The organism is Mesorhizobium sp. WSM4887 (genome assembly GCF_029625865.1).
GTDB lineage: Bacteria > Pseudomonadota > Alphaproteobacteria > Rhizobiales > Rhizobiaceae > Mesorhizobium.
In genome coordinates this window covers 26,444-50,989 of the sequence record NZ_JARTVP010000003.1, presented here as the reverse complement: position 1 = coordinate 50,989, position 24,546 = coordinate 26,444, and the positions used below count along the sequence as shown (strand labels likewise).

Annotated in this window: 24 protein-coding genes; 5 read left to right on the top strand and 19 right to left on the bottom strand. The window is 64.7% G+C overall.

Annotation, left to right across the window (positions count from 1 at the left end; translation table 11 throughout):
* Position 1: 1 nt before the first annotated feature.
* The 4 genes from P9230_RS13795 to P9230_RS13780 form a co-directional block, all read right to left on the bottom strand.
* Positions 2 to 904, bottom strand: coding sequence for a branched-chain amino acid ABC transporter permease LivH (locus tag P9230_RS13795; protein WP_067001669.1), 903 nt, complete (start codon positions 902 to 904; stop codon positions 2 to 4).
* Positions 905 to 1,357: 453 nt separating this feature from the next.
* The gene (locus P9230_RS13790; protein WP_278119511.1) at positions 1,358 to 2,359 is read right to left on the bottom strand and encodes a 4-hydroxyproline epimerase; all 1,002 of its coding nucleotides are present in this window, start codon (positions 2,357 to 2,359) and stop codon (positions 1,358 to 1,360) included.
* A gap of 36 nt (positions 2,360 to 2,395) precedes the next feature.
* Positions 2,396 to 3,712, bottom strand: coding sequence for an FAD-dependent oxidoreductase (locus tag P9230_RS13785; RefSeq protein WP_278119509.1), 1,317 nt, complete (start codon positions 3,710 to 3,712; stop codon positions 2,396 to 2,398).
* 62 nt (positions 3,713 to 3,774) lie between these two features.
* Positions 3,775 to 4,668 (bottom strand): dihydrodipicolinate synthase family protein, encoded by an 894-nt coding sequence (locus tag P9230_RS13780; protein ID WP_067319518.1) that lies wholly within the window; start codon positions 4,666 to 4,668, stop codon positions 3,775 to 3,777.
* Positions 4,669 to 4,783: 115 nt separating this feature from the next.
* Here P9230_RS13780 and P9230_RS13775 point away from each other — a divergent pair, with 115 nt between their 5' ends.
* Complete coding sequence (locus P9230_RS13775) at positions 4,784 to 5,443, top strand: GntR family transcriptional regulator (RefSeq protein WP_127216854.1); 660 nt, start codon at positions 4,784 to 4,786, stop codon at positions 5,441 to 5,443.
* A gap of 42 nt (positions 5,444 to 5,485) precedes the next feature.
* Here the strand turns inward: P9230_RS13775 and P9230_RS13770 are convergent, their stop codons facing one another.
* From P9230_RS13770 to P9230_RS13760, 3 genes are all read right to left on the bottom strand, one after another.
* Positions 5,486 to 5,803 (bottom strand): hypothetical protein, encoded by a 318-nt coding sequence (locus tag P9230_RS13770; protein WP_067319522.1) that lies wholly within the window; start codon positions 5,801 to 5,803, stop codon positions 5,486 to 5,488.
* 241 nt (positions 5,804 to 6,044) lie between these two features.
* Positions 6,045 to 6,344: a hypothetical protein gene (locus P9230_RS13765; RefSeq protein WP_067001648.1), complete on the bottom strand. Its 300-nt coding sequence runs from the start codon at positions 6,342 to 6,344 to the stop codon at positions 6,045 to 6,047.
* Positions 6,345 to 6,774: 430 nt separating this feature from the next.
* Positions 6,775 to 8,271, bottom strand: coding sequence for a CoA-acylating methylmalonate-semialdehyde dehydrogenase (locus P9230_RS13760; RefSeq protein WP_067319526.1), 1,497 nt, complete (start codon positions 8,269 to 8,271; stop codon positions 6,775 to 6,777).
* A gap of 374 nt (positions 8,272 to 8,645) precedes the next feature.
* Between P9230_RS13760 and P9230_RS13755 the strand changes: the two genes are divergently transcribed.
* The gene (locus P9230_RS13755) at positions 8,646 to 9,527 is read left to right on the top strand and encodes a LysR family transcriptional regulator (protein WP_127239276.1); all 882 of its coding nucleotides are present in this window, start codon (positions 8,646 to 8,648) and stop codon (positions 9,525 to 9,527) included.
* An 80-nt stretch (positions 9,528 to 9,607) separates the two neighbouring features.
* Here the strand turns inward: P9230_RS13755 and P9230_RS13750 are convergent, their stop codons facing one another.
* On the bottom strand, positions 9,608 to 9,865 hold the full coding sequence (locus tag P9230_RS13750; RefSeq protein WP_278119507.1) for a hypothetical protein: 258 nt from the start codon (positions 9,863 to 9,865) through the stop codon (positions 9,608 to 9,610).
* A gap of 76 nt (positions 9,866 to 9,941) precedes the next feature.
* On the opposite strand from P9230_RS13750, the gene P9230_RS13745 reads away from it, so the two are divergent.
* Positions 9,942 to 10,382 (top strand): hypothetical protein, encoded by a 441-nt coding sequence (locus P9230_RS13745; RefSeq protein ID WP_095782605.1) that lies wholly within the window; start codon positions 9,942 to 9,944, stop codon positions 10,380 to 10,382.
* Between the two features lie 68 nt (positions 10,383 to 10,450).
* Positions 10,451 to 12,541, top strand: a complete 2,091-nt coding sequence (locus tag P9230_RS13740; RefSeq protein ID WP_278120015.1) for a phosphatidylserine/phosphatidylglycerophosphate/cardiolipin synthase family protein — start codon at positions 10,451 to 10,453, stop codon at positions 12,539 to 12,541.
* 1 nt (position 12,542) lies between these two features.
* Here the strand turns inward: P9230_RS13740 and P9230_RS13735 are convergent, their stop codons facing one another.
* The 10 genes from P9230_RS13735 to rsfS all read right to left on the bottom strand — a co-directional run bounded on the left by P9230_RS13735 (position 12,543) and on the right by rsfS (position 22,101).
* Positions 12,543 to 13,802 (bottom strand): D-amino acid dehydrogenase, encoded by a 1,260-nt coding sequence (locus P9230_RS13735; protein WP_127216283.1) that lies wholly within the window; start codon positions 13,800 to 13,802, stop codon positions 12,543 to 12,545.
* Between the two features lie 21 nt (positions 13,803 to 13,823).
* Complete coding sequence (locus P9230_RS13730; RefSeq protein WP_278114299.1) at positions 13,824 to 14,354, bottom strand: nucleoside-diphosphate kinase; 531 nt, start codon at positions 14,352 to 14,354, stop codon at positions 13,824 to 13,826.
* Complete coding sequence (gene rnk / locus P9230_RS13725) at positions 14,351 to 14,770, bottom strand: nucleoside diphosphate kinase regulator (protein WP_067319541.1); 420 nt, start codon at positions 14,768 to 14,770, stop codon at positions 14,351 to 14,353. Before rnk ends, P9230_RS13730 begins: the two co-directional genes overlap by 4 nt.
* A gap of 272 nt (positions 14,771 to 15,042) precedes the next feature.
* Complete coding sequence (alr, locus tag P9230_RS13720) at positions 15,043 to 16,134, bottom strand: alanine racemase (RefSeq protein ID WP_095824198.1); 1,092 nt, start codon at positions 16,132 to 16,134, stop codon at positions 15,043 to 15,045.
* 251 nt (positions 16,135 to 16,385) lie between these two features.
* Positions 16,386 to 16,901, bottom strand: coding sequence for an RNA pyrophosphohydrolase (locus P9230_RS13715; protein WP_067319545.1), 516 nt, complete (start codon positions 16,899 to 16,901; stop codon positions 16,386 to 16,388).
* A 51-nt stretch (positions 16,902 to 16,952) separates the two neighbouring features.
* Positions 16,953 to 18,152, bottom strand: coding sequence for a divergent polysaccharide deacetylase family protein (locus P9230_RS13710; protein WP_095824110.1), 1,200 nt, complete (start codon positions 18,150 to 18,152; stop codon positions 16,953 to 16,955).
* 212 nt (positions 18,153 to 18,364) lie between these two features.
* Positions 18,365 to 19,696, bottom strand: coding sequence for a S41 family peptidase (locus tag P9230_RS13705; RefSeq protein ID WP_067001610.1), 1,332 nt, complete (start codon positions 19,694 to 19,696; stop codon positions 18,365 to 18,367).
* Between the two features lies 1 nt (position 19,697).
* Positions 19,698 to 21,032 carry a murein hydrolase activator EnvC gene (locus P9230_RS13700; RefSeq protein WP_127216286.1) on the bottom strand — a complete coding sequence of 445 codons (1,335 nt, stop codon included), beginning with the start codon at positions 21,030 to 21,032 and terminating at the stop codon, positions 19,698 to 19,700.
* 147 nt (positions 21,033 to 21,179) lie between these two features.
* Entirely contained in the window at positions 21,180 to 21,662 is a 483-nt protein-coding gene (rlmH, locus tag P9230_RS13695) for a 23S rRNA (pseudouridine(1915)-N(3))-methyltransferase RlmH (protein ID WP_095799737.1), read from the bottom strand.
* 61 nt (positions 21,663 to 21,723) lie between these two features.
* The gene (gene rsfS / locus P9230_RS13690) at positions 21,724 to 22,101 is read right to left on the bottom strand and encodes a ribosome silencing factor (RefSeq protein WP_059189846.1); all 378 of its coding nucleotides are present in this window, start codon (positions 22,099 to 22,101) and stop codon (positions 21,724 to 21,726) included.
* Positions 22,102 to 22,342: 241 nt separating this feature from the next.
* Between rsfS and P9230_RS13685 the strand changes: the two genes are divergently transcribed.
* Positions 22,343 to 23,194, top strand: a complete 852-nt coding sequence (locus tag P9230_RS13685; RefSeq protein WP_095799736.1) for a mechanosensitive ion channel domain-containing protein — start codon at positions 22,343 to 22,345, stop codon at positions 23,192 to 23,194.
* A gap of 5 nt (positions 23,195 to 23,199) precedes the next feature.
* Here the strand turns inward: P9230_RS13685 and P9230_RS13680 are convergent, their stop codons facing one another.
* A complete protein-coding gene (locus P9230_RS13680) occupies positions 23,200 to 24,477 on the bottom strand; it encodes an MFS transporter (RefSeq protein WP_095799735.1) in 1,278 nt (425 codons plus the stop codon).
* Positions 24,478 to 24,546: the final 69 nt, after the last annotated feature.

Genomic DNA, 24,546 nt, shown 5'->3' with positions numbered 1-24,546 from the left:
ATCAGACCTTTTCGACTTCAGGCCGGCCCAGGATGCCGGAGGGCAGGAAGATGAGCACGATCGCCAGGATCGAGAAGGCCGCGACGTCCTTGTAGTCGATCGAGAAATAGGCCGACCACATGCTCTCGATGAAGCCGATCAAAAGCCCGCCGAGCACTGCGCCCGGCAGCGAGCCGATGCCGCCAAGCACCGCCGCCGTGAAGGCCTTCACGCCCGGCACGAAACCGTCTGAGAAGACCACCACGCCATAATACATCAAGAAAAGCGTCCCAGCGACCGCGGCAAGCGCCGCGCCCATGATGAAGGTGATGGAGATTGTGCGGTCGACGTCGACGCCAAGCAGCGCCGCCATCTTGCGGTCCTGCTCGCAGGCGCGCTGCGCCCGCCCCAATGCCGTCCTGTTGACGAGATACCAGAAGATCGCCAGCAGCACGGCAGTGACGAGCACGATGATGATCTGCTTCAGCGAGACGCTGATGCCGTCGATCGTATAGACCTGGCTGACCAGCGGCGGGATCGGCTTGTTGCGCGGCCCTTGCGTGACCTGCACGAAGTTGGACAGGGCGATCGACATGCCGATGGCGGTGATCAGCGGCGCGAGCCGGAACGATCCGCGCAGCGGCCTGTAGGCCACCTTCTCGATCGTCCAGTTGTAAAGACTGGTGAGCAGCATGCCCACGATCATCATGATCAGGAGCGCCACCACCACCGGCACCGAATAGAACATCGCGCCGAGGATCAGGAAGACGATGAGGGCCGTGAAGGCGCCCACCATGAAGATATCGCCATGGGCGAAATTGATCATGCCGATGATGCCGTAGACCATCGTGTAGCCGATCGCGATCAGCCCGTAGATAGATCCCAGCGTCAGCCCGTTGATAAGCTGCTGGACGAAATACTGCATATTTAAGCGGCTCCCCTGGAATGTCGCCTTCGAGGACGCATTCCTTTTCGTATTGCCCCTAGTCGTAAAGTTTCAAGCCCGGATTGCAACGTGATTTTTCAATCGCCGCGCGTGGTTTGGAAGCACGCTGCCCGATTGCCCGCTTTCTCGCACCCGGCCCCTGGACTATCGCGGACCCTATCATTGGCACAACGCAATGTCTTTGACGATTAAGCCGTATCATGCGCGTCGTTTCGAAGAAATCGCCGTCAAAATAAATTGATGAGAAGATTCCTTGCGTCAGCAGCAGCGCTCGATTTTGCCGTCCCGCGCATTCCGCCAAGTCAGGATTCTGCTCGGTATGACGGTCATGTGACGGCGAGGCGAACGGCGGCCGAAATCACCTTTGCCGATTGGTTCGGTAGTCAGGTTTCGACGAACGACGAGGCGGCCTGACGCGCCGAACGGGAGCGATCAGGTGACGATGAACCCGTGCGCGAACGGATCGCGGTCGTCGATGAAGATGGTGTTCAGTCCGGTCATGCGCGCCCAGCCGCCGATCGAGGGGATGATGGCTGGTTTGCCGGCAACGCTGACCTCCTTTTCGACCCTGCCCTTGAACAGCGAGCCGATGATCGACTCATGGACAAAACTGTCGCCGACCTCGAGCCTGCCCTTGGCGTGGAGCTGCGCCATGCGCGCCGAGGTGCCGGTGCCGCAAGGCGAGCGGTCGATCGCCTTGTCGCCATAGAACACGGCATTGCGGGCATCGGCCTCGGCATCTCTCGGCTTGCCGGTCCACAGCATGTGCGACAGCCGGTTGATGCCCGGGTTCTCCGGATGCACGAACGAGTATTTCTCGTTCAGGCGCTGGCGCACAAGCGGGCTCCAGGCGATGAGGTCGGCGGCCGAATGGTCGGCCATGTCGCGGTAGTTCTCCTGCGGCTCGACGATGGCATAGAAATTGCCGCCATAAGCGACGTCGACGCTGATCTCGCCAAGCACCGGGCACTCCACCGACAGCCCTTCGGCGTAAAGGAAGGACGGCACGTTGGTGATGCGCACCTCCTCGACATATTCGCCGACCTGTTTGTATTCGGCGACGACTAGGCCGGCCGGCGTGTCGAGCCTGAGCACGCCCGGCGTCTTCGGCCTCACCAGCCCATGCTCGATCGCCATCGTCACGGTGCCGATGGTGCCGTGGCCGCACATCGGCAGGCAGCCCGAGGTTTCGATGAAGAGGATCGCGATATCGCAGTCCTCGCGCGTCGGCGGATAGAGGATCGAGCCGGACATCACGTCATGACCGCGCGGCTCGAACATCAGCCCGGTCCGGATCCAGTCATATTCGGCGAGGAAATGCGCCCGCCGTTCCATCATCGTCGCGCCTTCTAGCGGTGGGCCGCCGCCGGCAACCAGCCTCACCGGATTGCCGCAGGTGTGGCCGTCGATGCAGAAGAAGGATGTCTTGGCCATGATGGCTCCCTGAAATATCAGAAATCTGGCGAATTGTCAGAACCGTTGCGGGCGGAAAGGAGTGAGATCGATCGGCGGCTCCTGCCCGAGAAGGAGATCTCGGATCGAGCGGCCGGTCGCTGCCGCCTGGGTCAGGCCGAGATGGCCGTGGCCGAAAGCGTAGACGATGTTCGGCGCCCGCGCCCTGCCGATGACCGGCAGCGAATCCGGCAGCGATGGCCGGAAGCCCATCCACTCGCGGCCGCCCGACGGATCGAGCCCGGGCAGGAAACGCTTGGCTTTTTCCAGCATCGCCTTCGAGCGCGCGAAATTCGGCGCTCGTTCGATGCCTCCCAGCTCGACGGCGCCGCCGACGCGCAAGCCGGTTTCCAGCGGCGTGATGACGAAGCCGTGCCCGGAAAAGATCAGCTGCCGCTTCACGTCGAAGGCCGACACCGGCAGCGTGGTGTTGTAACCGCGCTCGGTCTCCAGCGGGATGCGGTCGCCGATATCTTTGGCCAGCAGATGCGACCAGGCGCCGGCGGCGATCACGAGCTGCTTCGCTTTTCGGTCCGTGCCGTCCGCAAGCATAAGCGTGACGCCGTTTGTTCCGGTCCCGATACGCTCGACGCGCGCGTGCTCGAAGCGCGCGCCGAGCCGCTCCGCATAGGCCCAGATCGCCTTGCCGAGCAGTTTCGGATCGGCGACTGTCTTCCACCCCGGCACGAAGGTGCCCTTGACGAAGCGCGGCGAAAGACCCGGCTGCAGCGCCGCCATCCCCTCACCCTCAACATGGCGGAAGCCTATGCCGAAACGTTCGCGCGCCCTCCAGCCGGACAGCGAGGCGCGGAACTCGGCCTCGCTTTCGTAGAGTTCGAGCGAGCCGTCCTCATGCAGCATCGGCCGCGTGCCAGAGCGGTCGAGCAAACCCATCCATTCGGCTTCGGCGAGCTTCATCATGCCGGCCTGCGCCGCAAGGCTCGCCTCGAAGTGCCTGGCGGCGCCCGCGCGCCAGAAGCGGAACAGCCAGGGAAGAAGTTTAGGCAGATAGGCCGGCGGGATGGCAAGAGGCCCCAGCGGATCGGCAAGCCATTTCGGCAACTGCCTGATCATCCCCTTATGCGCCAGCGGCAGCACGTCGGAGAAGGCGAAGGCGGCAGCGTTGCCGGAGCTCGTCTCCTCGCAAATGCCCGTCCGATCGAAAATGGTGACGCTGCGTCCCGCCTCCGCGAGCAAGGTGGCGGCGCAAATGCCGATGATGCCGCCGCCGATGATGGCGATATCTTCCCCTTCTCCTCGGTCACGGGGAGAAGGCGCCCGACGGGCGGATGAAGGGCGGCGCCCCTCTTCGGTCGGCTTGGCATTTCCTTGCACGCTGGCGCTGTCCCTCGTCTGTCTGCCGCCATCTGCTCCGCGTGAACGGGAGCAGAAGGCTATCAGAACGCCGGCAGTTCCGGCCGCGCGGCCAGCGCATCCCTGACGATCTTTTCCACCGCCTTCCGGCGCTCGCCCGACAGCGGCTGGCGCGGCATGCGAACGCGGTCATTGGTACCGATCGCCAGCACTTCGGCAAGCTTGATGTTTTGGACCAGGTAGGTCGAGACATCGAGGTCGAGCAGTGGCCTGAACCAGCGGTAAATCTTCAGCGCTTCTTCGCGGCGACCTTTTCTCATCAACTGGTAGATGGCGACGGTCTCACGCGGGAAGGCCGTGACAAGGCCCGCCACCCAGCCGATGGCGCCGACCGACAGCGCCTCGAAGGCGAGGTTGTCGACGCCGGTGAAGAGGTCGTAGCGGTCGCCGAGGCGATTGATGATCTCGGTCGAGCGGCGGATGTCGTCCGACGATTCCTTGATTGCGACGAAGCGCTTGTCGGACGCCAGCTCCTCCATCAGGTCGACAGTGACGTCGACGCGATAGGCGAGCCGGTTGGAGTAGATCATGACAGGCAGGTCGCCGGCCTCCGCGACGGCGCGAAGTGCGGCGACCGTCTCTTCGGCATTGGTGTGGTAGATCGGGCTCGGCACCACCATCAGGCCGTTGGCGCCTTCCTTGGCTGCGCGGCGTGCGATGCTTGCCGCCTCGCGGGTGCCGGGTTCGTTGACGGTCAGAAGCACCGGCTTTGTCCCGGCGACCTTCTGCGCCGTCTTCAGCACTTCGATCTTCTCGTCATGCGACAGCATTGGCCCTTCGCCGAGCGAGCCGCAGACGATGATGCCGTCGCAGCCGGCCTCCATCTGCAAGGAGAAACAACGCTCCATTTCGGCATGATCGAGGCGGTCGTCGGGGGTGAATTTGGTCGTGACTGCAGGGAAAACTCCGGCCCACATGGCTATCTCTCCGTCTGATATATCAGCGGTATATTTATTAAGACGCGGGCTGTCAATGCTGAATCCGCTATGATATATGAAAAATATATCAGGAGCTGGCCCATTGATATCCGCATTGATATCCAACGACACGAGCGCAACCTTCGAGCCGGTTGCGACCAGGGCCTATCGTGTGCTGGAGCACATGATCGTCACTCTTGAACTGGCGCCTTCAAGCTTCGTCACCGAAGGTGCACTGATCGAGCGGCTCGGCTTCGGCCGTACCCCGGTGCGCGAAGCGATCCAAAGGCTGGCCTGGGAGGGCTTGCTCGACGTCAGACCACGCGCCGGCATCGCGGTCGCTCCGCTCCACCCCGGCGACTGGCTGCGCGTTATCGATGCCAGGCGCGGCATCGAGGTGGTGCTTGCCCGCTCGGCCGCCCGCTTCGTCACCCGCGAGGCGGCCGACCTGTTTCACGAAGCAGCCCTTGCCATGCAGAAGGCAGTGATCTCCGGCAACGTGCTTTCCTTCATTCAGGCCGACAAGCAACTTGACGAGGCGCTGGCGATCGCCGCCGACAATCCATTCGCGGCGCGCGTGGCGGCGCCCTTGCAGACGCACAGCCGGCGCTTCTGGTTCCGCTACAAGGCGGATACCGGGCTCGCCGAATCGGCCGAGCACCACGTCGCGCTGATCCGCTCGATCCTCGACGGCGACGAGGAAGCCGCCGCCAAGGACGCCAAGAAATTGATGGCGCTGCTGCGCCACCACGCCGAGGCGGCCGCGACGCGCTGACCGGAGCGGTTCCGCCTTAGCTGAACTGTCCGGTTACGCAGTTCACCCGCCCGGGTGCCGGACCGCGGTGGCCAGCGTGTGCTCCCATCCCTCGCCGGCCGCCAGGATGCAACTCTGGCCCTTAACGTCGGTCATCAGGATGGTCCAGGTTCCGCTCGCCGACACAAACACCTCGAAGATGGCGACGTCTCCACCCAGGCCATAGCCCAGCCGCTTCTCTTCGAACGTCTCTGCCAGCCCCGCGACCAGATCGTCATGGCCCCCGCAGAGGACTTGCGCCTGCACCGGGACTGCCGGCAAAGCCATGACGGCGCCGGCGACTGCCGCCTTCACCACTCGGAACGAAAATCTGCGTGCCATGGGCACCTCCTTCGCCGTGGCATTCCGGCAAAAGAGGCACATTCGGCCGCCTCAGTGTGCCGGAACGCTCCAGGCCGGACTCGACGTCGCCATCACGTCACTCCTTCTGGTTTCCGGTCTGTCGCAGGGAGATTTATCACTCCCTGCATTCGATATGGTGAAGCTGCGCCCGGTAGACAAGCGGGCGTTGATGCGGGCGCCGGCGCGGCTTTCACTGAACGAGCCGTGGCGCCAGTGAGTGTTAGGCTCCCGGCACGGCTGCCGTGATCGTCGGGCTGTCCCAGCCTTCGCCAACGGACAGGATGCAGCTCTGCCCCTTGGTATCGGAGGCAAGAACGGTCCAACTGCCTTGGTCGGAGACAAAGATCTCGAGCACGACGTTCGGATTGATCAGCCCGCGCCCTGCCTCGCTTTCGTGGAACTTGTCGCCGAGCGCCTTGATGATGTCGGCGCGTGGTGCGCATTGTGCTGCCGCATTGGCCTGGCCGACCGACAGCGCTGCCGCCGCAAGGCACATCGTCGCCATAAGAAATCGTGTCATCCGACACCTCCTCGCGCCAGACGAGAACCCCGGCTGCCACCGGCGCTGTTTGATTGGCCTGCACGCATGGCAGGAATACAGCCTAAGGCGAATGGCGGCCTGTTGGTTCCATCACACGGCGATGGAATCATTAGGAGGTGCGGATGCAGCCTCGACGTGTCTCGTCGCAAATCATGCATCTGAAGTTGCAAGCGACGACCGGGCGAGACGACAAGCTACGCCAAATATCGATGAGGTGAAGGACAACCAGCCTCCTCTGCAAGGCCCCAAACAGAAAGCGCGGGTGCAAACCGCGCTTTCTCACGAGGCTCTCGAAAAAAAACCGTCCGGTCAGTTCATCGTCGGGATGACGAACTCGGCGCCGTCCTTGATGCCTGCCGCGTGCCCGCAGCCGCAACGCGGCGAGGACGCGCGGCCGAAAACCGTCCGGTCAGTTCATCGTCGGGATGACGAACTCGGCGCCGTCCTTGATGCCGGACGGCCAGCGCGAGGTGACCGTCTTGGTCTTGGTGTAGAAGCGGAACGCGTCCGGGCCGTGCTGGTTGAGGTCGCCGAAGGAAGACGCCTTCCAGCCGCCGAAGGTGTAGTAGGCGATCGGCACCGGGATCGGCACGTTGACGCCGACCATGCCGACCTGGACCCGGGAAGCAAAGTCACGCGCGGCGTCGCCGTCGCGGGTGAAGATGGCGACGCCGTTGCCCATCTCGTGGTCGTTGGCGAGGTTGATGGCGTTCTCATAGGTCGGCGCGCGCACCACCGAAAGCACCGGCCCGAAGATCTCTTCCTTGTAGATGCGCATCTCCGGCGTCACGTTGTCGAACAGGCAGCCGCCCATGTAGTAGCCGTTCTCGTAGCCCTGCATCTTGAAGCCGCGGCCATCGACAACCAGCTTGGCGCCTTCCTTGACACCGATATCGACATAGCCCTTGACGCGTTCCAGGGCTTGGCGTGTCACCAGCGGGCCGAAATCGGCCGAGGAGTCGGTCGACGGACCGACCTTCAGGCTTTCGACGCGCGGTACCAGCTTTTCCATCAGCCGGTTCGCGGTGTCGTTGCCGACCGGCACGGCCACCGAGATCGCCATGCAGCGCTCGCCGGCCGAGCCGTAGCCGGCGCCGACCAGCGCGTCGACCGTCTGGTCCATGTCGGCGTCGGGCATGATGATCATGTGGTTCTTGGCGCCGCCGAAGCACTGCACGCGTTTTCCCGCCGCGCAGCCGCGCGCATAGATGTACTGCGCAATCGGCGTTGACCCGACGAAGCCGACGGCTTTGATGTCCGGATCGTCGAGGATGGCGTCGACCACTTCCTTGTCGCCGTTGACCACGTTCAGCACGCCTTCCGGCAGGCCGGCCTCGATGAACAGCTCGGCGATGCGGATCGGCACGCCCGGGTCGCGCTCCGAAGGCTTCAGGATGAAGGCGTTGCCGCAGGCGATCGCCGGCGCGATCTTCCACAGCGGGATCATCGCCGGGAAGTTGAACGGCGTGATGCCGGCGACGACGCCGAGCGGCTGGCGCATCGAATAGGTGTCGATGCCCGGACCGGCGCCGTCGGTGAACTCGCCCTTCATCATATGCGGCGCGCCGATGCAGACCTCGACCACTTCGAGGCCACGCTGGATGTCGCCGCGCGCGTCGGCAATGGTCTTGCCATGCTCGCGCGCCAGGATGTCGGCCAGCTCGTCATAGTCGCGCTGGACCAGTTCGAGAAACTTCATCAGCACGCGCACGCGGCGCTGCGGGTTGGTGGCGCCCCACTTGATCTGCGCGGCCTTGGCGTTCTCGACCGCGGCGCGCAGCTCCTGCGCCGAGGCCAGCGCCACCGTAGCGCGCACCGAGCCGTCCATCGGCTGCATGACGTCCTGCTTGCGGCCGCTGGTGCCGGCGACACGCTTGCCGCCAATGAAATGACCGTACTCGATCATGGGTTCTCTCCCTGTTTTGGTGATGAGGCATTGTCCGCCTTTGCGTCCGCAATGGCAACGCGAGCTAGAACGCAACCGTTGTGCGCGAAATAGACAGCGGCAGTCGGACGTGCATTAATTGCCGCAAAAGGTGATGATGATCGGTCATTGAAAGGATCGAAGATTGAGTTCCTTCACACCCCCCTCTGTCCTGCCGGACATCTCCCCCGCATGGGGGGAGATTGGCAGTTTCATCGCCGGGGCTCTTCCTGCACCGTTGGCGATTGGCGAAAGCGAACGCGACATCCGATCTCCCGCCTTGCGGGGGAGATGTCCGGCAGGACAGAGGGGGGTGGGCGGGAACGCAGCGCTGGCGACTAACCTGGACCATCCCCATGAACTGGGATGATGTCCGCATCTTCCTCGCCGTGGCGCGCGCCGGCCAGATCCTCGGCGCGGCAAAACGTCTGGAGCTCAACCACGCCACCGTCTCGCGACGGCTCGCGGCGCTCGAGGAAGCGCTGCGGACGAAACTCTTCCGCCGCCTGACCACCGGCAGCGAGCTGACGCCGGCCGGCGAGCGCTTCCTCGACATCGCCGAGCGCATGGAGAGCGACATGATCGCCGCGCGATCGACCATCGCCGGCGAGGGCGACGACGTCTCCGGCACGGTGCGCATCGGCGCTCCCGACGGTTTCGGTGTCGCCTTCCTCGCCAAGCGTTTGGGCGAGCTGACGGCGCTCCACCGCGAGCTGACCATCCAGCTGGTGCCGGTGCCGCGCTCCTTCTCCCTGTCGCGGCGCGAGGCCGACATCGCGATTACCGTCGAGCGGCCGACCGAGGGTCGATTGGTGGCAGGAAAGCTGGTCGACTATACGCTCGGCCTGTTCGCCTCCCGCACCTATGCGGAAGCCAACGGCCTGCCGAAGTCAGCAGCCGAGCTCGATCGGCACACGCTGATCGGCTATGTGCCCGACCTCATCGTCAGCCCTTCGCTCGACTATGCCGCGGAGTTCAGCCCGGACTGGCGCACCAGCTTCGCCATCTCGTCAGCGCTTGGCCAGGCGGAGGCGGTGCGCTCGGGCGCCGGCATCGGCATCCTGCATACCTTCGTCGCCCGCTCGATGCCGGAGCTGGTGCCGGTAGACATCGTCGCGCCCATCCGCCGCGCGTACTGGCTGGTCTATCACGAATCGGTGAGGCCGCTGCGCCGGGTCCAGCTCGTCGCCAATTTCATCACCAGGGCGGTGGAGCGGGAAAAAGGGTTGTTCGTGTGATGCCGTCCAAAAAGGCCGATCCGCTTTCGAACCGCCATTGAGCCGCATCGAGGACGAAAGAATTCACAACCTCGTCGGCCTCAGCCGCGAACGCCGCCCACATCCCGGCCGGCTTCCTCGGCGCTGTTGCCCATCAGCCCGCAGGTGACGAAACCATAGTGGCGGTCGCGTATCGAAATCGCGATCCTGGCGTGGCCGTAGAAGCTGACATCGCCGTCGCCGAGGTGGAAATCCATGTCAGCCATCCGCACGGGATAGCCGTCCGGGAGTCGCGCCAGCCTGTCGTTGCTGAAACTGGCCGAACCGAAGGCGGAGCCGACCTGCCTTGCGCTTGCCACAAAATCGGCCAGTGTGGCACCAGTACTTCGCCATGCCATGGCAGGCGAGGGGGAATCTGGGAAAGCCGGCGCAGACATGCGAGCCATTCTTGCCATCCTGCCGCTGCTTTGCCTCTCCGGCTGCGCCAATCCGTGGGCCAGGGTTCCCGAAGCGGAACTGCCGAAGTCGATCCGCTATGCGATGGCCCGCCCCTCGCCTTTCGTCTTCGGCAATTATTGCGGTCCCGGAACCCGTACCGGCGATCTCTCGGCCACCCCGGTCGACCGGCTCGATGCCGCCTGCCGGATCCACGATGCCTGCTATATCGCCCGCCACAATCATTGCGATTGCGACGGCGCGCTGATCGCTTCGGCAAGGACGATCCGCGGCGACAAGACGGCGCCAAGGAAGATGCGCGGCGAGGCCGAGCTCTTGATAGCCACCTTCGCGCTTCCGGTCTGCAAGGTCTTTCCGCAGGGCTTCATGCCGCCGCGCGACCCCGCCCAGCTCAAGGTCATGAACGGGGCGACCGGGTGAGACCGGGAGCCGTCGTGACAAGGCTGCTGCTTGGCCTGGCGCTGACCGCGCTCGCCGGATGCGCCGGCATGCCGGGCCGTTCCGCCTGCGCCTTCTTTCCGGGAGACGAAGCCTGCGCGCGTCCGCCCATCTCGGCGGATCGAAGCGGCGCCGAGATCGCCAGCGCCGGTTACTTCGCGGACAATGGCAGTGCCGCCTATGAAAAGCGATTCGAGGCGTTGCTGGCCCAAAGCCGAATCGATGCGCTCGACCGCACCAATGGTACCGGCCGCTTCGGCCGTGACTGGCGCGACGTCCACAATGATCGTTTCCAGGCAACTTATCCGGCGCTGCAACGGCTGGCGAAGCCGCTCGACAGCACGGAGCAGCCGCTGGCACCAGGCAAACCGGGCGAAGGCCATTTCACCGGTCGCTGGCGCATGTCGCGCCAGACGCTCTATCTCGACGCTGCCGCCAGGCCGTCCGCACCCAAGAGCTTCAGCTTCTCCGGCCTGCAGGCGCGCTCGGTCGAGATCGTGCTCCGCCAGGTCGGCCGGCAAACGGTCGTGATCGGCGGCAGCTGCGACGGATCGCTGGCGATGCGCATCTCGGGCCGGTCGCGGACAATTGCCAAAGGTGCCGCGTTCCATCTCAGCCTGCCGGCGACCGAGACATCTGCCAGCCTGTTTCCAAGCGAAGCGCTCACCCGTTGCGATCTCACCGTCAGCTCCAGCCTCGCGCCGTCCGGCGCGAAGCTGACCATCCTGCGCGAGGAGGCCGCCGACCCATGGATCGCGGCACTCGACAGCCGCTATGATCGTTGTCCGGTGCCAGATCCGGCCGGGCTCGAAGCGCTCGACCGCGCCTTTTATGCCGGTCGCTGGCTGTCGCAGACCTGCGCGCTGCCGCTCAGGTCGCCGACCTTGCTGCGCAAATCGCGCGACGGCTTCAATTCCAAGGTCGAGGCGCTGCTCGGCAAGACGCTGCCCGACAGCGCCTTCGACAAGGCCGATCCCGAACTGCCGCTCAATTTCTCCAACGCGCCGAGACTCAAGCTGATCTATCTGTCGTCGCTGGAGTTCAAGGCGGACTTTTCCGGCCGCATCATGGAGCGGCTGATCCGCCACCACGCGGCGCTCGGCACCAAGGTACGCATCCTGGTCACCGACGTGCTGGAGCGCGACAAGGACGACGCCCTGCTGCATCGGCTGGCGGCGGAGTTTCCCAATGTCCAATTGCAGGAATATCGCTGGCAGGCCGATCACGGCGCGCCGATCGACGAGCAGCTCTCACAGCTGCACAAGACCCATCACATCAAGATGCTGGCGACCCTGGCCGAGGAACCCGGCCGCTCGCGCGTCATCATCGGCGGCCGCAACATCCATGACGGGTTCCTGTTTCATAAGCCGATCGACCTGTCGCGCTACCCTCAGCTGCAGCAATACGGCAAGACCGACGGCTTCTCGCTCAACTACTATTCCAACTGGAGCGACTTCGACATCGAGATCGCCGACCCGGCGACGGTCGAAACGCTGGCCGCGCATTTCTCGACCGTCTGGCTGCGCGATGCCGACACCAATCTGTCACGGCCGTTTTCCATTCCGGTTCGTTCCGGTGGCCATCCGCAAGGCGTGGTGCGGCACTTCATTTCCGTGCCTTACGCGGACGGGCATGCACTGGAAAACTACTTCGTCGAACTGATCGACACCGCCGAGTATCGCATCGAGATCGTGAATCCCTATCTCAACCTCACGCCCAGTATCGCGAGAGCATTCGATCGGGCGCTGGCCCGCGGCGTCAAGATCGACGTCGTCGGGCGCATCGATCTCAAGGGCGACATAGGCGGCCGCTTCCTCACCGCGCTCAACAAGCTATTCGTGGAGAAATATGGCGACCGCATCAACATCCGCGAATTCAAGGCGCCCGACGTGGTGCTGCATTCCAAGATCATGATGATCGATCAGCGGCTGGTGACGATCTCCTCGGTCAACCTCAACAATCGCAGCTTCGTCCACGACTCGGAAAACGGCATGATGGTGCTCGATCCGGCCTTCTACCGCCGCATGAAGTCGGTCTATGACGACTATCTCGCCCATTCGCAGCCGGTCGCCACCAATGTCACGATCGGCTGGGCTTACCGGCTGCTGTTCAGCAATGGGTGGGTGAAACAGGCCTTTTAAATCAAGCCTTGATGTAGCGGTCCGGGCTGAGGTCGAGCGCGTTGATCTCCGGCACCCGGTTGGAAATGATATCGGCAAGCACTTTCGCCGAGCCGCAGGCCATGGTCCAGCCCAGCGTGCCATGGCCGGTGTTGAGATAGAGGTTGGACAATTCGCTGCGCCCGACCAGCGGCGGCCCGTCCGGCGTCATCGGCCGCAAGCCGCACCAGAAACTCGCCGCCTTGAGATCGCCGCCGCCCGGAAACAGGTCGCCGACGGAGTGCTCGAGCGTGCGGCGGCGCGATTCATGCAGACGAAGGTCGAAGCCCGAAATCTCCGCGGTGCCGCCGACGCGGATGCGGTCGCCGAGCCTGGTGATCGCCACCTTGTAAGTCTCGTCCATGATGGTCGACACCGGCGCCGCCGCCGCGTCCGTTATCGGCACCGTGATGGAATAGCCTTTGACCGGATAGACGGGGATCGGCCGTTTCATCTTGCGCATGAAGGGAGCCGAATAGCTGCCAAGCGCCATCACATAAGCCTCCGCCGTTCGCCAGCCCTTGTCGGTGCCGACCTGGACGACGCGGTTTCGGTTCCTGACGACGCGCCGGATGCTCGTGCCGTATTCGAAGGCGACGCCGCGCGCCACGCAAAGCTCGGCCAGCTTGTCGGTGAACATCTTGCAGTCGCCGGTCTCGTCGCCGGGCAGCCTCAGCCCACCGACGAATTTTTCCCGCACACCGGCCAGCGCCGGCTCGGCCGCGATGCAGCCGTCCCGGTCGAGGAGCTCGTAGGGAACGCCATATTTTTTCAGCACCTCGACATCGCCGCCGGTGCCGTCGAGCTGCTTCTGCTTGCGGAAGAGCTGCAGCGTGCCCTTGGCTCGCTCGTCATAGCTGATGCCGATCGTAGCGCGTAGCGCCTTCAGCGTGTCGCGGCTGTACTCGGCCAAGGGCACCATGCGCGACTTGTTCAGCGCATAGCGCTCGGCCGTGCAGTTGCGCAGCATCTTCAAGAGCCATGTCCACATATGCGGATCGAAGGCCGGCCGCACCACCAGCGGTCCGTATTTCATCAACAGCCATTTGACGGCTTTCACGGGAATGCCGGGCCCGGCCCATGGCGAGGCATAGCCCGGCGACACTTCGCCGGCATTGGCGAAGCTGGTCTCCAGCGCCGGTCCCTGCTGCCGGTCGATCACCGTGACTTCATGGCCAGCCTCGGCAAGGAAGTAGGCGGTGGTGATCCCGATCACACCGCCGCCCAGCACCAGGACTTTCATTCTATTGCTCCCTCAAACCGATCATGCCGCCGAAGGGCCGGGATCGTCGCCTTCTGTCTGCCGGATTTTGCCGCCCCCGCCAAGGGGCCAACGATCGCCTGCGGCGCTGTACACCAGCCTCGGGCCAAGGGGTCGCTGTGCGGCAGTCCGAGCCGCCTGATGCTCGGCCTCCGGCTGGTAGGCCACATCCTCGAGAAGGATGCGCTCGCGGCTGCCGTCGGGGCGCTCGGCCACTACCGACTGGCCCGCCCTCATGCCGAGCAGGCAGAGGCCGCGCCAGGTGCCGAGCGGCAGGCCGAATCCGACAGGAGCGGAGGCGTCGCCCAGCATCAACGTCCTCGTCTCCGGGGCTCCGTCGTTGATCCGGAAGACTACCCGGCTGTTCAGCGTGGCGATGTCGGGCTCGACCATGCCGGCCGGGATGATGTTGCTCTCGGCGAGCTTGCGTTCGAGCATCGGCACGATCGCGTCGGCAAAGGCGCGCCGGCGCATCAGCATCGCTTCGAGAACCGCGAGATCCTTCGTCGTGAGACGATATATGGTCCTGGTCATGGCGCTCTCCGCGACGCGGATTGCTCGACCGCGTGGATGGTCGCCGAAAGTACCCGGCCGTCGCGGCTTCGCCAGGAGACTGTGCGGCCGGCACGCGCGCCGATCAGCGCGGTTCCGAGCGGCGTCAGCACCGAGATGCGTTTTTCGGCGATGTCGGCCTCGGCGGGATAGACTAGCGTGACGCGCTGAATGCTTCCTTCCCCGTCGTGAAGCGTCACCGTCGTGCCCATCCGCACGACATCGGCTGGCATCGCCGCTTCGGCGGCGATCCGCGCGCGGTCCATCTCGGCGAGCAGGTCCTCGGCCATCTCGGGCGTCCGCTCGAGAAAGGCTCTGGCAAGGCCGCTGAGCCGGTCGTGGTCCGCGTCGCTGACGAGGATCGTGTTTCGGGAACGCGATTGGGTTGTGGCATTCATGGCAAACCTCCTGGATTTGCACGTCGACGAACCGACGCGCGCTGCAGCCCGCTCAAAGGCGGCGACGAAGAGCCGACAGCCGCGAAAGGCTGGCTGGCTCGAATGACGATGTCAGGAATTCAAATGCCCCGGCTCGGCGGTCGCCAACACGACCGCGCCGGGGCTACGCTCCCGCGATGGGGCAAACCCTGAAAAAGGTTCTGCTATGGGCGAGGTTGCTCATGCCTCGACCCTTGCCGAGATGCATCGGCTTGTCAAGCAAGCCGCCCCTTTCACCCGCCGATGTAGCGGCGGTGAAAGCGCGCACCCAAGCTGGCCAGCACCTCGTAGCCGATGGTTCCGGCATGCGCGGCCGCGTCGTCGAGGCTTTGCGACGGCCCGATGAGCTCGACGAGGTCGCCCTCGCCCAGTTGATCGACCGGAAGCGCTGAAATGTCGAGGACAATGGAATCCATCGATACCCGCCCGACGAAAGGCAGCCGCACGCCCTCGAACCAGGCGGCCGACGCCGCGCGCCGGTGCCAGCCATCGGCATAGCCGAGCGAGATTGTCGCCAGCCTGAGCGGTCCGCGCGCATGATGGCTGTGGCCGTAGCCGACGCCGGCGCCGTCTTCGACGTTGCGCGTCTGAGCCACCTTCGCCTGCAGCCGGACCACCGGCATCATCGGGTTCGCCTCGCCCGGCGTCGGGTTGATGCCGTAGAGCGCCGCGCCCGGCCGCGCGAGGTCGTGGTGGTAGGCCGATCCGAGAAAGATGCCGGACGAATTGGCAAGCGAGGCCGGCGCCTTGGGCAGCATCCCGCGCAGCCGCTCAAACGCGAGCCGCTGCGCTTCGTTGGCAGGATTGCGCGGCTCGTCGGCGCAGGCGAGATGGCTCATCACCAGGCGGATGTCGATGCCGCCGAAAGCATCCGCCGCGAGCGCCTCGACGTCAGCCGGCGGCATGCCGAGCCGTGACATGCCGCTGTCGACCTGAACAGCGGCCGGCAGCTTTCGGCCGGCGGCAAGCGCCGCTTCACGCCACGCCCTCAACTGAGCGGTGCTGTTGATGACAGGATGAAGCCCAGTCGCGATCGCTTCCGGCTCGGAGCCCGGCGGCAGGCCGTTGAGCACAAAGATCTCATGTCCGGGTCCAAGCGCCTTGCGCAGCGCGATGCCCTCGCCGAGCAGCGCGACGAAGAAGATCTCGCAGCCTTCCTTCATCAGCGCCGATGCCACGCGCGCTGCGCCGAGGCCATAGCCGTCAGCCTTGAGCACGCCTGCGCAGCGCACGCCCGCCAGCCGCGCCTTCAGCCGCCGGTAGTTCTCGCGGATGGCGCCAAGATCGATGGTCAGGATCGCGCCGGCTGAAGTTTCGCCGGGCATAAAGCCGCTGGTGGCGGTCGTTTGCGGCAAAGACGTTTTGGTGCCGGTCATCGGGGCAATTGCGTCGGACAAAGTCGGGTCACACTTGTTGCGGAGCTGCATGCTTCTCGACGCCGGCGAAGTGCGCTTGTCGCGCGTCGTTCATGTTTGCCTCTTTGCCTGCGGCGCATCTGCATCAACAAAGCATGATCTCGACTACGGTGCCAACCTCTTCGCTAACCGTACTTAGTTGGAAGCGCGCCTGCCAACGCCTAGCGAGCAAGATGCTGGAACGCGGCCACCACCTGCTCGTAGACCTTGCGCTTGAAGGGCACGATCAGGTCGGGCAGCTCCCGCATCGGCCGCCATGCCCATTGGTCGAATTCGGCCTTGTGGCCGCCCGGCGGCGGATTGATCTCAATCTCGCTCTCGTCGCCCTCGAAGCGGTAGGCGAACCATTTCTGCGTTTGGCCGCGATAGCGGCCCTTGAAGGCGACGCCGACCAGATGCGGCGGCAGGTCGTAATTGATCCAATGCGGCGCTTCGGCAAGCAGCGACACGCTGCGCATACCGGTCTCCTCGTAAAGCTCCCGCTCCGCCGCCGGGAGCGGCTCCTCGCCCTCGTCGATGCCGCCCTGCGGCATCTGCCAGAGTTTCGTGGTGCCGGAGAATTCGCTGTCCGGCTCGGCGATGCGATGACCGACCCAGACCAGCCCGGCCGGGTTGAGGATCATCAGCCCGACGCAGGGGCGATAGGGCAGCGTTTCAGGATCGATCTTTTTGGCCATCGTTGAGATTTCCAGCCGTTTTGGAGATGCATTCAGGCGAAAGGGTCGGCGTCAGCCTTTTTGCGGATCGATCGCCACCGCCGAAATCGGCACGATCTCGATGCCGCGCTTCTTCGCTTCTGCCACCCAGGACGCAACCGTGTCGACGGTGATATCGAAGGCCGAGCCGATGCCGACGGCGCTGCCCTTGGCGCGTGCCGTCGCCTCGAGGCTGTCCAGCTTCTTGAGGATTTCGCCGCGGTCCTGCACAGCATCGATCGCCATGTCGCCGGCGACGAAAGGAACGCCATCCTTCAGCGCGAGGTTGGGCGCCAGGCTTCGCGCGGAGGAGCCGTCGTCGACATAGGCAAGGCCGCGCTTGCCGAGCTCGGCCATGAACGGTCCCATCGCGTTTGCATCAGCCGAGAAACGCGCGCCCATATAGTTCATGACGCCGGTATAGTTGGTCGTCCTCGACAGCGCCCAGCGCAGGCTCTTCAGGTTCTCGTCCGGACTCGCAGCGACCGTCAGCGTGTTGCGTCCCGGATTGACGCTGGGATAATCGAACGGCTCGAGCGGTATCTGCATGACGATCTCATGTCCGCTCTGGCGCGCCGCCTTCATCCAGCGGTCGATGCTGTTGCCCTGCGGCGCGAAAGCCAGCGTCACCTCGGCCGGCAATTTGGCGATCGCCGCCTGCGTGCCGGTCTGGGAGACGGCGAGCCCGCCGATGACGATCGCCACGCGCGCGCCGCGCGCGCCGGACCAGGGCCGCGCATAGACGTCGAACGGTCGCCGGCCATCGGCGGAGCGCACCGGCAGCGGGCCGCTGTCGCTCGCCTCGATCAGCGCCCTGTCGGGAATATGCGCGACCTTGAGATTCTGGCTGAGTGTGGAAGGATCGCGGATGACGATACCGGCCTTCGGCGGACCATCGCCCTCTTCAGACTGGAGATGGATGATTTGCGGGCCATCGCTCTTCATCGGCGTGCTCGCATTGGGCTTCGCCGCCGCCACCTCGGCCGGTGCCGGCGTCGGCGCCGGTGCCGGCGCGGGAGCCGGCGCCACGATTACCTTCGGCGTCGAAACGGCCGTCTCTTGCGGTTTGCGGAAAGGTTTTTCACGCAACGCGATCGCACCGGAAATACCCACTACAGTGAGGACGGCGACCGCCGCGCCAAGCGTGCCGGCGCCGAAGGTGCGCGAGGCAGGGCGCTCTGGCCGGAGCGTCTGTCCGAGCGGGCGTTCGATGTCCTTGCCGATGTCAGCCAAGCCGCATCCCCAGGCCCGTGACGCGGCTGATCGGATCAGCGCAGCTGATCGAATCGTCAGCGCTCACGCGCAAATTCAAAACCTTAGGCGACGCAGCGCCCGTTGCCGAACCACCCTGTCCCCGAATCAAACTGCCGGAACCTCGCGGTCCCGGCAGCATTGCATCGCTTCGGTCGGCCGGCCAGAGTGATCTGCCCCGGCCCTCCCCGTCTTTACTGGTTCAGCACAGCCTTGTCCGGGTTCGGCGGGAAGGCCGGATCGGTCTTTTGGCCGCGCAGCAGCTGTTCGGCATAGATCAGCTGCAGGTCGTCCTTCGGCTCCGGCGGCACATAGGCGGCCGAGCCCGAGCCGGTCGAGCTCTCGTCGGCCCCCTTGATGTGGCCCTTGAGGTCCGATTCGCCGCGGGTCAGGTCCCTGCCCTGCAGGTCCGGCGGCAGCGGCTGCTCGACCTTGATGTCGGGCGTGATGCCCTTGCCCTGGATCGACTTGCCCGACGGCGTGTAATAGAGCGCGGTGGTGAGCCTGAGCGCGCCGTTCTCGCCGAGCGGGATGATGGTCTGCACCGAACCCTTGCCGAACGACTGCGTGCCGACGACGGTGGCGCGGCGCAGATCCTGCAGCGCGCCGGCGACGATCTCGGACGCGCTTGCCGAGCCGCCATTGACCAGCACGATCAGCGGCTTGCCGCCGATGTCGTCGTTCTGCTTCGGCTTGGCGTCGAAGCGGGTAACGTCCTTCGGATCGCGGCCGCGGGTCGAGACGATCTCGCCGCGCTTCAGGAAGGCGTCCGACACGCTCACCGCCTGGTCGAGCAGGCCGCCCGGATTGAGGCGCAGGTCGAGTACATAGCCCTTCAGCTTGTCGTTGGGCACCTGCTTCTTGATGTTCTCGATGGCGTTCTCGAGATCGTCATAGGTCTTCTCGGTGAAGGAGGTGATCTTCATGTAGCCGATGTCATTCTCGACCCGGTACTTCACCGCCTTGACCTTGATGATGTCGCGCACGACCGTGAGCTCGATCGGCTTGTCGGCGCCCTGGCGCAGGATGGTGAGCTTGATCGGCGTATTGACCGGTCCGCGCATCTTCTCGACCGCATCGTTGAGGGTGAGGCCGCGCACCTCCTCACCGTCGATCTTGGCGATATAGTCGCCGGCAAGCACGCCCGCCTTTGCGGCCGGCGTGTCATCGATCGGCGTGATCACCTTGACCAGGTCGTTCTCCATCGTGACCTCGATGCCGAGGCCGCCGAACTCGCCTTTGGTCTGCACGCGCATATCCTGCGCCTGCTCGGCGTTCATGTAGGAGGAATGCGGGTCGAGCGAAGCGAGCATGCCGTTGATGGCGTTCTCGACCAGCGACTTGTCGTCCGGGGGCGTCACATATTGCGCGCGCACGCGCTCGAATATGTCGCCGAAGATCGCCAGCTGCTTGTAGGTCTCGGAACCCGCAGCATTCGCCGCCGAGCCGGGTGCGCCGTAGACCAGGCTCATTGCCGATGCGCCCATCAGCGCGCCGGCAAACAGAAGCGACAATTTCCGCATCATTTCACGTCCTTCCAGAAAATCGGTCCGCCCACCAGGGGTTCGGATCGACGGGTTTTCCATCCTTGCGGAACTCAACATAGAGCTCCGGCGTCGCATTTCCATTCTGCGAGGCCGAGGTGCTAGCCACCCGGGCCTCTCCCATCGCGCCGATCGGCTCTCCTGCGAGCACCGACTGTCCGGTCGCGACGCTGATTCTGCTCATCCCCGCCAGGACGACATGATACCCATCGCCCGCATTGAGGATCAAGAGTTGACCATAGGAGCGAAACGGCCCCGCATAAAGAACGTTTCCATCCGCCGGCGCGGTGACGATGGCCCCCGATTGTGTCGCAACCATGTCTCCCTGCATCATTGCGCCATTGCCGTCGTCGGTGCCGAAGCGCCGTTTGATCTTGCCGATGACCGGCAGCGCGATCTGGCCCTGGAGCGCCGCGAACGGGGCGGAAGCGGTTAAACGATTGCCCTCCGGCACCGGCGGCGCGGCGGGTTCCGCCGTCGATGCGGTCGTGTCGGCGTCCGCCGATTTCCGATCGGCCGCCTTGGCCTGGTCGGCCGCCTTGCGCGCCTTGTCGGCCTCGAGCGAGGCGATGAGGTCCTTGAGGCTGCTGGCCTTGTCCGCCAGCTGCTGCGAGCGCTGCCGCTCTGCTGCCAGGGCCGCTTCGGTATCGGCCTGCAGCTTCTGCTTGGCCTCGAGCAGCATGGTCAGTCGTTTCTTTTCCGCCGTCTGCTCGGTGACTGCAGCGGTAAGCCGCGCGCGTTCGGCCTCGATCGAGGCCGTCACCCGGGTCTGTTCCTTGAGATCGGCGAGCAGCCTGTCGGTCTGCTGGCGCAATTCCGGCACCACGGCGCCGAGCAGGATGGCACTGCGCACCGACGACAACGCGTCCTCCGGCTTGACCAGGATCGCCGGTGGCGGATTGAGCCCCATGCGCTGCAGCGCGCCGAGCACCTCGGCAAGTACGTCGCGCCGCGCCACCAGCGAAGCGTGCAGCTTCTCTTGCTCGGCCTTCAGTCCTTCCAATTTGGCGCCGATGTCCTCGATGTCCTGGCCGAGCTTCTGCTCGGTCATCGCCGACTGGATCAGCGCCGCACTGATCGAGGCATGGTCCTTCTTCACCGTCGCGACGTCGGCGGCAAGCTTGGCCAGCCGCTCGGAGGACAACGAGATTTCCTTGGAGACCTGCTCGTATTCGACCCGGCTCTTGTCGGGGTCCGGTGCGACATCGAGCGAATTTTCCGCGGCCATAGCCGGCCCGAGCGCGATCAGCGCGGCGACTAGTGTCAAGCCGCAGCGGCTGCGCCAGGCGCGCGTTCTCGAATTCCAGCCTTCAGACATCAGGCCTCGACTCTATCCGCCGCTTCGTTAACGAACCATCAACCATGTTGGAGCACCCGCAACAACCGTGATGTCGGTTCATTGAGGCGGAAATCGGTGCAAGCGGACGTGATCCCCAGCTTTCGGGGTCACAGCGCGAACGATGACTCACGAGCGGTGATAGGGATGCCCGGCAAGGATGGTGGCGATGCGATAGAGCTGTTCGCCGAGCATGACGCGCACCAGCTGATGCGGCCAGGTCAGCGCTCCGAACGACAACACCAGATCGGCCTCTTCGCGCAAGGATTTGTGATGGCCGTCCGCGCCGCCGATCGCGATGACCAGCGCCTTGCGGCCGCTGTCGCGCAACTGGCCGATGCGGGCCGCCAGGTCCTCCGAGGACAGCGCCTTGCCGCGTTCGTCGAGCAGGAACAGCACGTTGCCTTGCTGCAGCTGACCCTGCAGCTTCTGGCCCTCCTCGCGGCGACGTTCGTCGGCGCTCTGGCCGCGGCTCTCGGATGTCTCGACAACGCCGGCAAATTCCAGCCCGACCGCGGGCCCACTCTTGGCGAAGCGCTCGAAATAGCGGTCGGCGAGCTCTCTCTCGGGGCCGGTCTTCATCCGGCCCACGGCATGAACGGTGATCTTCATCCTCGCCTCGGCGAGCTCTCGATCGGCGCCGGACCGGAACGGTCACGGCCCGCGATACGGCTCAGTGCAAGGTCTCTTCCTCGAGATCCGGCGCCTGCCACATCTTTTCGAGATTGTAGAATTCGCGGACTTCGGGACGGAAGACATGGACGATGATGTCGCCGGAATCGATCAGGACCCAGTCGGCGCTGGCCAGCCCTTCGACGCGCGCCATGCCGAGACCGGCATCCTTGAGCGCCTTGAGGAGATGGTCGGCGACCGCCGAGACATGGCGGTGCGATCGGCCCGATGCGACGACCATATAGTCGCCGAGGCTCGATTTACCCTGGATGTCGATTGAGACGATGTTTTCGGCCTTGGAGTCTTCCAGACTGGCAAGGACTGTCTTGATGGCGAGGGAGGCAGCATCGCTTCCGCTGATCCCGGCCGGCGAAGGCACGATATCGGCCTTCTTCCGCAGTGCTGTTCTCAGTGTGTTTCCTTTCCCAATAAGAACAACCAAATCACCCGGCAAATCAGGTGACCCTGCTTAGATAGGCAGAGTTCCATTGCAGTTTCAAGACGGGCGCGCTCTCAGGGCGGCCTCGGCAGGCCGGACAGGCCCTCGGAAGGCTGAAAAGAGCGGAACCCCTGCGCGCCGCATGGGTTATCGGCACACCGGACAAAGGGGATTCCCAACCATGCCAATCGACCCGCAGAGCGCCCTCATCACGATTCAGGCCGGGCTTGCGCAGCTCAGCTCGCTGATAGTCTCCTATTCCTTCTCGGCAATCGGTGCTGTGATCCTTCTGGTTGTCGGCTACCTCGTTGCCGGCCTTGCCGAGCGATCGATCTATGCCGGGCTCGGTCATATTCACGGCTTTGACGAGACGCTGCGCCACTTCTTCTCCCAGGTCGTCCGCTACGGCATCCTGATCCTTGTCGTTATCATGGTGCTCGGCCAGTTTGGCGTGCAGACGGCTTCGATCATCGCCGCGATCGGCGCTGCCGGTCTGGCGATCGGCCTTGCACTGCAAGGTACGCTGCAGAACATCGCCGCCGGCATCATGCTGCTTGCGCTGAGGCCCTTCCGCATCGGCGAATATGTGGAGGTCGGTGCGATCGCCGGCTCGATCGAGGAGATCGGCCTGTTCGCGACCAAGCTGCGCACTGTCGAAGGCATCTACATTCTGGCGCCCAACCAGACGCTGTGGAACCAGCCGGTACGGAATTTCACCCGCAACGGCGTCAGGCGCACCGATATCAGCTTGAGCATCGGTTCATGGAACGACATCGACCGCGGGCAGAAGACGCTGCTTGCCATCGCCAATGCCGAGAAGCGCATCCGGCGCGAGCCGGCGCCGATCGCCTTCATCGCAGGGCTTGGCGAGAGCACGGTTTCACTGACCCTGCGCTACTGGACTTCCGCGGCCGACTATTTCGCCACCCAGATCGACTTGACCAAACGCGCCAAGCTGGCCTTCGACAACGAGGGCATTTCGATCCCCCTGCCGCCGCCCGAGATACCGTCCCCGGAAGTCCGCAAGCAATAATCTCGTCAGGCCTTGGCCGGCTTTGTCGGCTCCTCCGACGCGAAGGCGAGCTCCACCGGCAGGGGCGTCTGCGCCGACATCGGCGCGAAGCTGCCGGTTGCGGCAGCGGGCATCGGTCGCGCCGCAAACACCCGCCACAGCACGAACAGGCAAAACGCGGAAGCGATGGCGATGCCGACATAGATGAAGGTCCCGGTGCCGAAGACGGCGGAAAGCGCCGTCACGATGCCGGGTACGATGAAGCCGGACAGCGACCAGGCAAAGAGCAGCGAACTCGACAGCGCCAGCAGCTCTTCCTTCCTGGCGCGGTCGGCGGCGTGGGCGCTGGACAGCGAATAGATCGATTCCGATGCACCGTCCCAGATCAGGTAGATCGCCACCAGGGCCATCAGCGCGCCGCCATCGAAGGCGATGGCGAGCAGGCTCGCCGCCACCGCCAGCGCCGCCGTGCCCGCCAGCACATAGCGGCGGTCGGTACGGTCCGAGAGCCAGCCGAGCGGTATCTGCAGGATCAGCGTGCCGACCGGCATCGCCGACAAGAGCAGCGCCACCTCTGCCTGGCTGTAACCCTTGGCGGTGGCGTGGATCGGCGCAAAACCGGAAATGATCATCGACAGGCCGCCCACCGCCAGCATGCCGACGACGCCGACTGGCGAGATCCTCCACGCTTGGCCGAGCGCCACCGAAGCGGCCTGCGGCGCGGGCGGCTGGGCAAGCCGCGTCATGCCCACCGGCAGGATGGACAACGCGGTGAAGGCGATGCCGATCAGCGGCGCCGCCGCCGTCTGGATGTCGATCGCGGCGAGCGTCGCATAACCGACGCCCAATCCGGCGATATAGGCGACGTAGAACACCGCCATCACCCGGCCGCGTATGGCGTTCGGCAAGGCGTCGTTGAGCCAGCTCTGCGCGACGATGAAAAGGCCGCATATGGCGAAGCCGTAGAGCGCCCGCGCCGCGATCCACAGCAGCGGCATCGGTCCGGCGCCGATCGCCACGTTGGAGAGCGCGATGAGCGCCGAAAGCACCATGAACGCGCGGGCATGGCCGACCCGGCGCACCAAGGGTCCGGTCAGGATGCAGCCGGCGAGCCCGCCGGCCGAAAGGCCGGTGACGATCAGTCCGGCCCAGGTCGGATCGAAACCATCGGCGCCGAGCCGCACCGGAATGAAGGCGAACATCAGCCCGTTGCCGATCGCGATCAGCGCCATCGACACGATGACGCTGGCAATGGCAATCAGCGGCGCCGATTGTCCGGGATCGGTTTGGGTCTGCGTCAGCATGCCCTCGCAGCTTGGCTGATCGGAACGCGAAAGGCCGCCGTAAAAGCGACATCGCTCGGCCCCTTGTGG